We start from the raw sequence: 13,593 nt of genomic DNA on the forward strand, positions 1-13,593 counted from the left end.
AAACCGTACTCTCCAAACTCTAGCTTGCAGCCACGCGTCTCTTTAATCTTCAGATGTCGGTAAAGCTTCATCTGCTTTCGATAACGTGGCTTCTTTGGCTGCAACATAAATTACTCCAACAAAAATACTTGGCGCAGAAAGACTATCTTCCTTTACAGGTTAATCGCCTCTGCCGTCGCTTCCTCACCTGGAGCGAACTTTTCACCCTTAAATACCCAAACCTTAATCCCGATAATGCCGTAGGTCGTACTTGCCTCAGCGGTACCATAGTCGATATCAGCTCGGAGCGTATGAAGAGGAACTCGTCCATCGCGGGTCGACTCAGTTCGAGCGATCTCGGCACCATTCAAGCGCCCAGATACACGAATCTTAATACCCTCTGCGCCAGCACGTTGTGCGCGACTAACGGCTTCTTTCATAGCGCGGCGAAAATTAACACGCCTCTGCAATTGAAACGCGATACCCTCAGCAACTAACTGCGCATCCATATCTGGCTTGCGCGCCTCGATGATACTAAGTGTAACATCACGTGAAACGAGTGACTTGAGCTCCTTGCGAAGATCCTCAATATCCTTTCCCTTCTTTCCGATCACAAGACCGGGCTTGGCGGTATGAATATTGATCTTAACACGAGCTGCCGCGCGCTCAATCTCGACGCGAGCTATGCCAGCTGCTTGCAGCTTGCTCTTAACAAATCGGCGAATCTTAACATCCTCACCGATGAAACGAGCGAACTCCTTTCCGGCAAACCACTTAGACTGCCAGCCCTCAGTAATTCCAATTCTAAATCCTCGTGGGTTAACTTTCTGTCCCATATCTAGCGCTCCATTCCTAAATCTTTATTTTTCGCCCAGAATAATCGTCATGTGCGCCGAACGCTTGCGAATCGGTACAGCGCGTCCTTGTGCCGCTGGCATAGAACGCTTTAGTGTGCGGCCAGCATCAACCCAGCCCCGTGTTATCCAGAGACGATCAATATCTGCACGCGCACCTTCACGAGCGTTCGATACAGCTGACTCAAGCAGCTTGCATGCGAATCTAGCGCCTTTCTTGTTCGAGAAACGCAATATCTGAAACGCTGGCTCCACCTGCTTGCCACGGATCAGATCAATCACGAGTCTAGCCTTACGAGGGGACATGCCTATGTCCTGAACAGTAGCTCGAGCCACCTCAACCCCGCTTTGCTTCTTTTTTTTATTTGTCATAATCGCAACCCCTACTTCTTCAGGCTATATAGCCCTAGTAATCCTTCGTTACGCACCCGCAGATTTGATTGAGTGTCCATGGTAAGTACGAGTTGGTGAGAACTCTCCCAACTTATGACCTACCATATTCTCAGTTACGAATACCGGATTAAACTTGCGTCCGTTGTGCACAGCGAAAGTCAAACCGATCATATCCGGCGTGATGGTTGAGCGCCTCGACCAGGTCTTGATTGGGCCCTTATGAGCACCAGATCTCGCCCTGTCGATCCACTTCAACAAGCTTTTATCTAAAACAGGTCCTTTTTTTACCGAACGAGCCATATCTGCACCCTACCTACTTACTACGTCTACGAATAATAAATTTCTGAGTACGCTTATTCGAACGGGTTCTAAGCCCCTTCGCTAAGAGACCACTCGGTGAACAAGGATGACGCCCTCCGGCGCTCTTTCCCTCTCCTCCTCCCATTGGATGATCCACTGGATTCTTTGTTACGCCACGATTATGTGGACGTATGCCAAGCCAACGACTACGGCCTGCCTTGCCGATGACCAAGTTCTGATGGTCAGCATTTCCAACTGAACCGATCGAGGCATAACACTCCAGTGATATCCTACGAGTTTCGCCTGAAGGAAGTCGCACACTTGCATAATTACCCTCTTTGGCAACTAGCTGCGCAGCTCCACCGGCTGAACGAACAAGCTGAGCTCCACCGTTCTTCTTAAGTTCAATATTATGAACGTTCTCTCCGAGCGGAATAGATCTTAGTGGCAAGGCGTTACCAGGCTTAATTTCAGCATCTGGACCGGCGCTAATCACCTGCCCAACCAAGAGACCCTGAGGAGCGATAATATACCGTTTCTCACCATCCACGTACGAAATAAGCGCGATGCGTGATGTCCTGTTCGGATCGTACTCGATCGTCGCAACTGTGCCCTTAATTCCGAGCTTGTCGCGGCGGAAATCTATAATACGATAACGTCGCTTGTGTCCACCACCTTTGTTGATGTTCGTACTACGCCCGTAATTATTACGTCCGCCGGTTTCGCTGTGTTTCGCAAGTAAGCTCTTCTCAGGGCGACTTGTCGTAATCTCAGAAAAATCAGCGACCGTTAAATAACGGCGAGTCGGTGTAAATGGTCTGAACGTTTTAACAGCCATGGGTTACCTTAAATTGATTACAAGCCCTCAACGAGATCGATCTTGCTTCCTGCGGCGAGGGTTACATATGCCTTCTTATAACCAGCCCGCTTACCGACCCCCTTCATTGTACGCTTCGTCTTGCCGATAAAACGACAGGTACGAACGCCATCTACCTTAACCGAGAACACTCGCTCAATCGCGCCGCGAATCTCATCTTTCGATGCACGCGGATCGACTTTTAGTGTTACAGTCTGTCCAGTTGCGCCCACCATTGCGCTCTTCTCGGTTATCACCGGAGAGAGCAGAACTGCGTAGTCGCTTACTTTCACTTTGGCAGAAACTTTATTCTTCTTTATCATAAATCCTTCCTACTGATATTACTCAGCCGAGCCTCCAACCCGCACCTCAAGCTCCTTGAGCGCTGTCCGCACACAAAGAACCTTGTTGCTATTGATAAGGTCGTACACATTAACACCTGTTACCGGCAATACCGTTACACCAGTGATGTTTCGAAGTCCAAGACTAAACTTAGCGCGCTCTTCAGATGCTCCAGTCGGAACAATAATAAGAACCTTCTGGTCTGTCAGACCCGCGCTCTTAAGGAATGCAACTGCATCACTGGTCTTACCAGTAGCATGACCCATTCCCTCTAGAACCATGAAGCTTTCCTGTGAACTCTTCACAGTTAGCGCTGAAACAAGAGCACCCTTTCTCATCTTCTTTGAGAGGCTAAACTCATAACTGCGAGGAGTTGGTCCATGAACAACAGCTCCACCGACCCATATCGGCGACTTACTAGATCCTGCTCGTGCACCACCGGTGCCCTTCTGCTTGAAAGGCTTCTTTCTGGTGCCTCTCATCTCACTACGAGTCAAAACATCATGCGTTCCAGATCGACTCTTTGCCCTCTGCCAACGAACAACGCCGTGAATCAGCTCTGCCTTGATAACTGTCTTGAATACAGCTGCCATAAGAGGGACTACACCCTTCTCATTTCCAGCAGCATCAAATAATTTTGCGCTCAATACTTCAGAAGCCATTGTTTAATACCTCCCTCACCTTCCAGGACTAGCCCTGTTTAACCGCTTTGCGAATAACAACCAGGCTACCCCGTGCCCCAGGAATTCCGCCCTTAACGAGCAAAATGTTCTCCTCTGGACGAACGCCAATAACTGTCAGGTTCTGGACGGTAACACTCTCACCACCCATACGTCCCGGCATACGTTGATTCTTGAATACTCGACCTGGGAATTTACGACATCCGATAGATCCAACGTGTCTTCGAACCTCATGCGTACCACGGGTCATCGGCTGACCTTTCATACCATGACGACGAACAACTCCCTGAAAGCCGCGTCCGATTGAAACACCGGAAACGTCGACTACCTCGCCGTCCTTAAATACATCACCAACTGTGATCTCTTTACCAACCTCTGCCCAACCAAGGCTCTGCGCATCACAGCGAACCTCCTTGACGTGGTAGAAAGCGCCCTGGCTAGCCTTCTTGAATTGTCCCTGCTCAGCTTTTGTACAGCGCTGCAGCTTTTTCGGCTCAAAACCGAACTGCACCGCGTTATAGCCATGTACATCAAGGCCGCGAACATCAAGGACGAAGCATGGCCCGGCCTGAATGATAGTCACTGGAATGCTCTGGCCCTCTGGTGTGAAGAGCTGTGTCATTCCTAGCTTCTTGCCTAACAGGCCCTCTGGGTAATTTTTCGACGAAGTCATGAAGAGGTCCCCCTCGTTAAATCTTTTTCAAATCGCTTACTGAAGCTTAATTTCAACATCTATTCCAGTTGATAGCTCTAGCTTGCCCAACTCATCAATGGTCTGCTGAGTTGGCTCTAATATGTCTAAAAGACGCTTGTGCGTACGAATTTCGAACTGCTCTCGCGACTTCTTGTCAACGAACGGAGATCGATTCACCGTAAACTTCTCAATTCGTGTTGGAAGAGGAATCGGACCAGCTACACGCCCGCCTGTACGACGCACGGTCTGAACGATCTCGCCCACAGCTGAATCTAATAGCTTGTGGTCGTATCCCTTAAGTCGAACTCTAATTAACTGCCCGCCAATCATGGCTTTATCCTCACACTTTCACGTTTAGAAACTCTATTGAGCCTAAAACCTTACAAACCTTGTATTTCTTCATATTGTAGAGGCGGATCGATTTGATCCGCCCCTACAATCCGAGACTACTCAGTAATCTCAGTTACAACCCCAGAACCTACTGTCTTACCACCCTCACGGATAGCGAAACGAAGGGTCTTCTCGATACCGATCGATTGATAAAGCTCTACATCCAGATTGATGTGATCGCCTGGCATAGCCATCTCAACACCCTCTGGTAGCTTAATCGAACCGGTCACATCAGTTGTTCTAAAGAAAAACTGTGGACGGTATCCACTGAAAAACGGTTTATGACGTCCGCCCTCTTCCTTCTTAAGGATGTAGGCCTCTGCCTTAAATTTCTTGTGCGCCTTAACGCTGCCAGGCAGACAGAGGATCTGTCCACGCTCTACATCGTCACGCTTAAGACCACGCAGGAGACATCCTACGTTATCGCCAGCCTGTCCCTCATCAAGGAGCTTTTTAAACATCTCGACGCCGGTTACAATTGTTTTGGCTGTGTCGCGGAGACCAACGATCTCAACTTCCTCACCAACCTTAATTCGACCACGCTCAATACGGCCCGTAGCTACAGTTCCACGTCCTGCGATTGAGAACACGTCCTCAACTGGCATAAGGAACGGCTTGTCGATCTCACGCATTGGAACTGGGATGTACTCGTCAATCGTTGCAAGGAGCTTATCAAAAGCACCTACGCCGATATCACTAGCCTCTCCCTGCATAGCCTTAAGAGCGCTACCACGAATAATCGGAGTCTCTGCACCTGGATAATCGTACTCAGCTAGAAGATCACGAACCTCCATCTCAACCAAGTCAATCAGCTCAGCATCATCAACCGTGTCTACCTTATTAAGGAACACAACGATCTTTGGCACGCCTACCTGACGAGCAAGCAAGATATGCTCACGAGTCTGAGGCATTGGACCATCAGAAGCGCTTACAACTAGGATAGCGCCGTCCATTTGAGCGGCACCTGTAATCATGTTCTTAACGTAGTCAGCGTGGCCTGGGCAATCTACGTGAGCGTAGTGACGATTCTTCGTCTCGTACTCAACGTGTGCACTGGCGATTGTTACAGTCTTGCTGTCGTCACGAACTGTACCGCCCTTGGCGATGTCCTTGTACGACTTGACTGTAGCAAGACCCTTGGCAGCCTGCACTGCAACGAGTGCTGCTGTAGTAGTGGTCTTACCATGATCTACGTGGCCGATAGTACCGACGTTAACGTGCGGCTTGTTTCTATCAAATTTCTTGTTTGACATGCTTCTCTCCCGTTTTAGTTAATCAAGACACGATTAAAAAACATTATTTATTTACCATACTTTCTGCGACATGCGTAGGCACTGGCGCATAATGATGATACTCCATAGTGAAGTTGGCTCGCCCTTGCGAGTTTGAACGCAGATCCGTTGAATAACCAAACATCTCTGCCAGCGGCACTTCACATTTTACCGTTTGGGCGCCAGCTTTCGGATCCATACCAAGAATTCTGGCACGTCGTCGGTTCAGGTCACCAACTATATTGCTGATGAAATCATCTGGGCATATAACCTCAACCGCCATGACCGGCTCAAGCAGAGCAATTTTTGCTTTCCTGCATGCTTCTTTCACACACATTGAGCCAGCTATCTTGAAGGCTATTTCGCTTGAGTCAACCTCGTGGAAACTTCCGTAATAGAGCGTTACCCGCATATCAATCACTGGAAAACCCGCTAGAATTCCCCCTTCGAGGGCCTCAACGACTCCCTTCTCAATTGCTGGTATGTACTCTTTCGGGATTATTCCGCCCTTAACCTCATCAACAAACTCTATGCCACTACCTGCAACAAGCGGCTCAACTCGCAGAAATACGTGACCAAACTGCCCACGACCACCTGTCTGCTTAGCGTGCTTATACTCAGCCTCAGCTTTGGACACGATCGTCTCGCGGTATGCTACCTGTGGCTTACCTACGGTCGTATCAACAGCAAACTCTCGAAAGAGTCGCTGCTTTATAATATCGAGATGAAGCTCTCCCATTCCGGCGATCAGGGTCTGCCCTGATTCCTTATCAACACTGACCTTAAGGGAGGGGTCCTCTTTGGCTAACTTCATCAGAGAAAGTCCCATCTTCTGCTCATCGGCCTTGGTCTTTGGCTCAATTGCTATGCTGATAACAGGTGCTGGTGCGTAGATACTCTCAAGCACGATCGGATTATCGATGTCACACAACGTATCTCCGGTGATGGTCTCCTTAAGACCTACCGCTGCGCCTATATCCCCAGCGCTCACCTCCTGAACCTCCTCTCGCTTGTCAGCATGGATACGAACTACTCGTCCGATACGCTCTTTTTTGTCACGAGTTGAGTTAAGAACAAAGGTTCCTGCCTTTACCGTACCCGAGTATACGCGGAAGAACGTTAGAACTCCTACAAACGGATCGGTGATGATCTTAAATGCCAGGGCACTCATCGGCGCATCTGCTTCTGTCTGACGCTCAATCTCTACCACTTCTTTCTTTGTTGGATCGGTGCCCTTTACACATGGCACATCAAGCGGGCTAGGGAGATAATCTATCACAGCATCAAGTAATGGCTGAACACCCTTGTTTTTAAATGCGCTGCCACAAAGAACAGGAAAGAATTCCATCTTGATAGTACCCTTACGGATACCAGCCTTAAGCTCAGCCTCGCTGAACTCCTCGCCAGCAAGATATTTCTCCATTAAAACATCATCTACCTCAGCTACGGACTCGATTAGATAATCGCGCGCCTTGTTCGCCTCGGCCCTGAGCTCCTCTGGAATGTCTGTAACTTCAAACTTAGCGCCCTTAGCCTCATCCTTGTAAAGGATGGCCTGCATCTTAACAAGATCAATGACACCAAGGAAATCACTCTCAGCTCCTATAGGGATCTGAATTGGAACACCCTTTGCACCAAGCTTCTGACGGATAGAAGCTATAGTACCTGCAAAATTAGAGCCGGTACGATCCATCTTATTGATAAAGCAGAAGCGTGGCACATTAAACTTGTTAGCCTGGCGCCATACTGTCTCTGACTGTGGCTCAACACCGCTCACTGCATCAAATACAGCAACAGCACCATCTAGTACGCGTAAGCTGCGCTCTACTTCAATCGTAAAGTCTACGTGACCAGGGGTATCGATGATATTGATCTGATGTTCTGGCAGGTCCTCATTCGAGCCCTTCCATGAACATGTCGTTGCAGCAGAGGTGATGGTAATTCCCCGCTCCTGCTCAAGCTCCATGTAATCCATGGTAGCAGCGCCTTCGTGCACTTCACCGATCTTATAGTTAATTCCTGTGTAGAACAGAATACGTTCCGTGGTCGTGGTTTTGCCAGCATCAATGTGGGCCATGATGCCTATGTTACGAACCCTATTTAAATCTCTCTTAACCACGATTAATCTCTCCTAGTCGGACATCTATCTACGGGAATCTATGCTACGTTTATTACCATTTAAAGTGCGCAAATGCCTTGTTAGCATCCGCCATGCGGTGAGAATCTTCACGCTTCTTTACAGCTGCACCACGATTCTGAGTCGCGTCGAGTAGCTCGTTTGCGAGGCGATCGGCCAAAGTGCGCTCACTCCGCCCAGCAGCAGCCTCTTTCAACCAACGCAAAGCAAGCGACTGTGCACGCTCTGCACGAACCTCTGTTGGAATCTGATAGGTTGCTCCGCCAACTCGGCGCGAACGAACCTCTACCGATGGCTTCATGTTATTGAGCGCCTTATGGAAGCCCTCTATTGCATCTGCGCCGGTCTTCTTTGCGATCTGATCAAGAGCTAGGTAGAGCGCCTTTTCCGCGGTAGCCTTCTTGCCACTATCCATAATTATGTTTATGGCTTTGCCAACAACTTGATCGCCAAACCGTGGGTCTACCTGAACATGTCGCTTATAATCGCGCTTTTTTCGTGACATAGCATCCTCTTACGAAAACTTACTTAGGCCTCTTGGCGCCATATTTAGAACGGCTCTGCTTTCTGTCCGCAACACCATGCGCCTCTAACTTGCCGCGCACGATATGGTAACGAACTCCAGGAAGATCCTTTACACGACCTCCGCGGATAAGAACTACTGAGTGCTCCTGAAGATTATGTCCGACTCCGGGGATGTAACTTGTTACCTCCATGCCGGTTGTCAAACGCACACGAGCAACCTTACGAAGCGCTGAGTTAGGCTTCTTTGGTGTCTGAGTATAAACACGGGTGCATACTCCACGCTTCTGTGGGCAACGTACGAGCGCTGGAGACTTGCTCTTGGCTCGCTTCTGGCGACGTCGATTTCGAACTAACTGATTAATCGTTGGCATTTGCAGCCTTGCCTCTTAACTTGATCGAATAATAATCGCTAATAACTGAATACACTTCCACGCCCGCAACTACCCTTTTCAGAGAAGCTGCACACCCGTATTAACAGGTGTTTAATGCGAGGCGCAGTGAGTACCATATTTCGCGCGGAATTCAAATACCTCTAGCCCTTAAAGGGGTAGAAGTAACTCGATATTCACGCTAAAAGCGAAAATATATCGCACCTAATAATGTAACTTTCTATGTTTTTCCCCGATCAGAATGGTTTTGCCGACACACCGCACCGAGCGTAAAAGCTAGGTGCAGAGACTCGACCCTTCTGACAACTCTTCCGCAAAGATGATACCGATCGGGAACGGTAGCGCATCTTCCGTAAACCATTAAGAAACTGCCCTTAACGAACTACAGCGCATCCACTTGGCAGCCTGATTTGAGCAGGTTACGCAAACGGAAACAACGGCGAAAACTCGTTGCTCGACGTAAGTATCATGCACCCTATAGTGAGTCAAGGTTTGGGCCCTTAAATGCCCCCCTGAGTTTGCTATTCACACCAGTATAAGCTTGTTGCTGGTTAAACAGATGATTCCGCTGCCAATAAAGAAGGGGCGCACCTCATTTAAGAGATACGCCCCTCCTTCCAGAATCTGGCCCTCTTCTTAGAAAAGTCCCTGTAGACTCTCAAGTGAGCTCGGTCCAACCCTGTAGCTCTCCTGCTGCTTCTTGGTCTCGAGCTCTTCGCCCTCAACCAGAACCTGCCTAGTGTGGTAAATCGATACCCCTGAACCTGCTGGAATCAGCCGACCCATGATAACGTTCTCCTTTAGACCACGCAGATAATCGACCCTACCGGATACAGCGGCCTCTGTAAGCACCTTAGTGGTCTCCTGGAAGCTAGCTGCCGAGATAAACGAATCGGTCGAAAGCGCTGCCTTAGTGATACCAAGGAGCAACGGCTCATAGTTGGCCGGCTGGCCACCTTTAGCAACTACCCTTTGATTCTCTTCGAGCACTCTCAGACGATCAATATTGTCACCAATAAGGAACCTACTATCTCCAAACTCGCTTATCTTGACCCTTCTAAGCATCTGACGAACGATAACCTCAATGTGCTTATCATTGATGCGCACGCCCTGCAGACGGTAAATCTCCTGTACTTCGTTTACTAGGTAGCCAGCCAACGGCTTAACACCTTCGATCCGAAGGATGTCGTGCGGATTAACCGCTCCGTCGGTAAGAACCTCACCAGCCTTAACACGATCTCCCTTCTGTACAGAGATATGCTTGGTCTTGGCAACAAGGTACTCACGCGCCTCTCCGAAATCAGGAGTAAGAACGATCTTACGCTTACCGCGAGAATCCTCTCCGAAGTCAACAATGCCATCGACATCGCTGACAACTGCTGGATCCTTCGGCTTACGGGCCTCAAGCAGCTCTACTACTCGTGGAAGACCACCAGTAATATCCTTGGTCTTCGTCGTAGCACGCTCTCTCTTCGCGATAACGTCACCGGCGTCGATGTCTGAGTTGTGCTCGACAACTAGACGAATACCTACCGGCAAGTTGTACACACGAGTGTCACCGCTCTCGCCGTGGATCACTAGACGTGGACGGAGATCGCTGCTCTTGTCCTTAGCCTGAACTATTTCACGCTCTACGAATCCGGTGCGCTCATCTGTGCGCTCCTCCATCGTATACTCGCTTACATCAACCCACTCAACGCGCCCTGCAAGCTCGCTCAAGATAGGAATCGTAAAGGGATCCCATTCGCTCAAGAGCGCGCCGGCCTTAACTTCCTGCCCATCCTCTACACGCAGACGAGCTCCGTATACAAGCTGGTGACGCTCACGCTCACGGCTATCAGTATCATCAATGATGACTATCTCGGTCTTGCGGCTCATTACAACGGATGTTCCGTCACGACGGCGAGCTAATCGAGCTCCCTCAAGCTTAACCTTTCCAGCATAACGCGACTCAAGTGAAGTAGACTCCGCTCGTCCAAGCGCAGCACCTCCGATATGGAACGTTCTCATGGTGAGCTGCGTTCCAGGCTCTCCGATCGATTGAGCTGCAATAACTCCAACAGCCTCTCCGATGTTTACGAGATGTCCGCGTGCAAGATCACGACCGTAACACAACGCGCACACTCCACGCGTAGCCTCACAGGTTAGCACGGATCGAATAAGTATCGTATCGAGCCCAGCTGCCGAGATCTTGGCTGCCAAGTCCTCATCGATCTGCTGGTTACGCCCGACAAGGATGTCGTTCGTAACTGGATCACGCACATCCTCTGCGGCTACACGCCCAAGGATGCGATTCGACAACGACTCGATCTCCTCTCCACCCTCAATAAGGGCTGAGATCTCAAGAGCCTCTACCGTTCCGCAGTCTACCTGAGAAATAATACTGTCTTGAGCGACATCTACTAACTTACGTGTAAGGTACCCTGAACTCGCTGTCTTTAGCGCCGTATCCGCCAGACCCTTACGAGCTCCGTGCGTTGATACGAAGTACTGAAGAACGGTCAGTCCCTCTCTGAGATTGGCCTTAATCGGCTGCTCAATGATAGATCCGTCCGGCTTAGCCATCAGACCCCGCATTCCACCCAGCTGACGAATCTGCTGACTGGAACCACGCGCACCTGAATCGGCCATGATAAAGATCGGATTGAATGATGGTCCACGCTTGATCTCACCAGACTCGCTCTTAAACTCTGTCGACGAGATGGTCGCCATCATGTCTTCAGCTATTCTGTCACCAACATCTGACCAGATGTCGATAACCTTGTTATAGCGCTCTCCAGAGGTAACAAGACCTTCACGATACTGGTTGTCGATCTCAGCAACCTTTGAATCAGCGTCTCTGAGAAGTGGCTTCTTACCTTCCGGTATCACCATGTCCTGAACACCGATAGAGATTCCCGAAATAGTAGCGAAGTAATAACCGTTATCCTTGAGCTTATCAGCCAACAACACGGTCGCCTTATTACCAGCAATACGGAAACACTCATCAATAAGCTGCGATATCTCCTTCTTCTTCATGACCTTATTAAAGTTCGAGAACGGGAGAACTCTAGGGCAGAGATGATAAAGCAACGAACGACCTACGGTTGTCGCAATGAGCTCGCCATCAATCCTGCACCGAATCTTGGCCTGAAGATGGGTCTCGCCTGACTGCCAAGCCAACCATACTTCATCAGTGTTCGAGTAAACTTTATTCTCTCCTAGAGCAAAGGGGCGCTCCCTAGTCATATAGTAAAGCCCAAGAACGATGTCCTGCGAGGGCACTATAATCGGTTTTCCGTTCGCTGGACTTAGGATGTTATTGGTAGACATCATAAGCACGCGAGACTCAACCTGAGCCTCTACAGAGAGCGGAACGTGAACGGCCATCTGGTCACCGTCGAAGTCGGCGTTAAACGCCGTACAAACAAGGGGGTGAAGTTGAATAGCCTTTCCTTCTATTAGTATAGGCTCAAAGGCCTGAATACCAAGACGGTGGAGCGTTGGAGCTCGGTTCAAAAGAACAGGATGCTCACGGATAACCTCATCGAGGATATCCCAAACAACCGGCTTCTCTTTTTCAACCATCTTCTTGGCGCTCTTGATCGTAGTTACATAACCACGCTCTTCGAGCTTGTTGTAGATAAAGGGCTTAAAGAGCTCTAGAGCCATCTTCTTAGGAAGACCGCACTGGTGCAACCGTAGCTCAGGACCAACCACGATTACCGAACGACCGGAATAGTCGACACGTTTACCGAGCAGGTTCTGACGGAAACGACCACCCTTTCCCTTGAGCATATCGCTCAACGACTTAAGTGGACGCTTGTTCGGGCCGGTGATAGTTCTACCACGACGTCCGTTATCAAAGAGCGCATCAACCGACTCTTGAAGCATACGCTTCTCGTTACGGATGATAATATCTGGAGCATTGAGCTCAAGCAGTCTCTTAAGACGGTTATTTCTATTTATCACACGACGGTAAAGATCGTTCAGATCCGAGGTAGCAAAACGACCACCATCGAGCGGAACAAGGGGACGCAGATCCGGTGGAATAACCGGAACTACGGTCAGGATCATCCACTCAGGACGGTTGCTACTCTGCTGGAATGATGTCAGCACCTTAAGACGCTTAGAAAGCTTCTTCTTCTTAGCCTCGGAGGTAACCTCCTTGATCTCTTCACGCAGCTCTGCGCAGAGTGGGTCAACATCTATAGCCTTGAGCAGGCTCAATACAGCCTCGGCACCCATGCCGGCATCGAAGCCCGCGCCGAACTCCTCACGAGCCGTACGGAATTCACGCTCAGTGAGTAACTCGCCCATTTTTAGATTGGTCTTGCCAGAATCGGTAACGATATAGCTCTCAAAGTAGAGCACCTTCTCGAGATCACGCAACGTAAGGTCGAGGATGTTACCGATACGGCTCGGCAAGCTCTTGAGGAACCAGATATGAGCAACTGGACACGCCAGATCGATATGCCCCATACGCTCACGTCGAACCTTCGACTGAATTACCTCAACACCGCACTTCTCGCACACCACGCCACGATGACGGAGACGCTTATACTTACCACATATACACTCATAGTCCTTAACTGGTCCGAATATCTTAGCGCAAAAAAGGCCGTCCCTTTCTGGCTTAAGAGTTCGGTAGTTAATGGTCTCTGGCTTCGTTACCTCGCCAAATGACCAACCACGAATCCTCTCTGGACTCGCCAACGCAATCTTCATTGCGTTGAACTTAATTGGATTCTTTGGTCGTTCAAACAAACTAAATAAGTCGTCCATGTGTCTCCCTCAATTGAAA

Annotated in this window: 14 protein-coding genes; all 14 read right to left on the reverse strand. The window is 49.4% G+C overall.

Annotated elements, in window-relative coordinates:
- On the reverse strand, nt 1–107 hold a 107-nt coding region (locus NTV65_01030; GenBank protein ID MCX6113785.1), incomplete at its 3' end, for a 50S ribosomal protein L16.
- Nucleotides 108–152: 45 nt separating this feature from the next.
- A complete protein-coding gene (rpsC, locus tag NTV65_01035) occupies nt 153–815 on the reverse strand; it encodes a 30S ribosomal protein S3 (GenBank protein ID MCX6113786.1) in 663 nt (220 codons plus the stop codon).
- A 24-nt stretch (nt 816–839) separates the two neighbouring features.
- Nucleotides 840–1,205 (reverse strand): 50S ribosomal protein L22, encoded by a 366-nt coding sequence (gene rplV, locus NTV65_01040; protein ID MCX6113787.1) that lies wholly within the window; start codon nt 1,203–1,205, stop codon nt 840–842.
- Nucleotides 1,206–1,253: 48 nt separating this feature from the next.
- Nucleotides 1,254–1,526 carry a 30S ribosomal protein S19 gene (gene rpsS, locus NTV65_01045; GenBank protein ID MCX6113788.1) on the reverse strand — a complete coding sequence of 91 codons (273 nt, stop codon included), beginning with the start codon at nt 1,524–1,526 and terminating at the stop codon, nt 1,254–1,256.
- A gap of 13 nt (nt 1,527–1,539) precedes the next feature.
- A complete protein-coding gene (gene rplB, locus NTV65_01050) occupies nt 1,540–2,364 on the reverse strand; it encodes a 50S ribosomal protein L2 (protein MCX6113789.1) in 825 nt (274 codons plus the stop codon).
- A gap of 17 nt (nt 2,365–2,381) precedes the next feature.
- The gene (rplW, locus tag NTV65_01055; GenBank protein ID MCX6113790.1) at nt 2,382–2,705 is read right to left on the reverse strand and encodes a 50S ribosomal protein L23; all 324 of its coding nucleotides are present in this window, start codon (nt 2,703–2,705) and stop codon (nt 2,382–2,384) included.
- A gap of 18 nt (nt 2,706–2,723) precedes the next feature.
- Nucleotides 2,724–3,386, reverse strand: coding sequence for a 50S ribosomal protein L4 (gene rplD, locus NTV65_01060; GenBank protein ID MCX6113791.1), 663 nt, complete (start codon nt 3,384–3,386; stop codon nt 2,724–2,726).
- 28 nt (nt 3,387–3,414) lie between these two features.
- On the reverse strand, nt 3,415–4,077 hold the full coding sequence (gene rplC, locus NTV65_01065; GenBank protein ID MCX6113792.1) for a 50S ribosomal protein L3: 663 nt from the start codon (nt 4,075–4,077) through the stop codon (nt 3,415–3,417).
- Between the two features lie 36 nt (nt 4,078–4,113).
- Nucleotides 4,114–4,425, reverse strand: a complete 312-nt coding sequence (gene rpsJ / locus NTV65_01070) for a 30S ribosomal protein S10 (GenBank protein MCX6113793.1) — start codon at nt 4,423–4,425, stop codon at nt 4,114–4,116.
- Nucleotides 4,426–4,544: 119 nt separating this feature from the next.
- Nucleotides 4,545–5,741, reverse strand: a complete 1,197-nt coding sequence (gene tuf, locus NTV65_01075; GenBank protein ID MCX6113794.1) for an elongation factor Tu — start codon at nt 5,739–5,741, stop codon at nt 4,545–4,547.
- Between the two features lie 43 nt (nt 5,742–5,784).
- Nucleotides 5,785–7,878 (reverse strand): elongation factor G, encoded by a 2,094-nt coding sequence (gene fusA / locus NTV65_01080; GenBank protein ID MCX6113795.1) that lies wholly within the window; start codon nt 7,876–7,878, stop codon nt 5,785–5,787.
- Between the two features lie 52 nt (nt 7,879–7,930).
- The gene (gene rpsG / locus NTV65_01085; GenBank protein ID MCX6113796.1) at nt 7,931–8,401 is read right to left on the reverse strand and encodes a 30S ribosomal protein S7; all 471 of its coding nucleotides are present in this window, start codon (nt 8,399–8,401) and stop codon (nt 7,931–7,933) included.
- A gap of 19 nt (nt 8,402–8,420) precedes the next feature.
- A complete protein-coding gene (gene rpsL / locus NTV65_01090; GenBank protein MCX6113797.1) occupies nt 8,421–8,792 on the reverse strand; it encodes a 30S ribosomal protein S12 in 372 nt (123 codons plus the stop codon).
- Between the two features lie 654 nt (nt 8,793–9,446).
- Nucleotides 9,447–13,574, reverse strand: coding sequence for a DNA-directed RNA polymerase subunit beta' (gene rpoC / locus NTV65_01095; GenBank protein ID MCX6113798.1), 4,128 nt, complete (start codon nt 13,572–13,574; stop codon nt 9,447–9,449).
- Nucleotides 13,575–13,593: the final 19 nt, after the last annotated feature.

The sequence above is a fragment of the Pseudomonadota bacterium genome, from assembly GCA_026390555.1.
Classification (GTDB): Bacteria; Bdellovibrionota_C; UBA2361; order UBA2361; family OMII01; genus OMII01.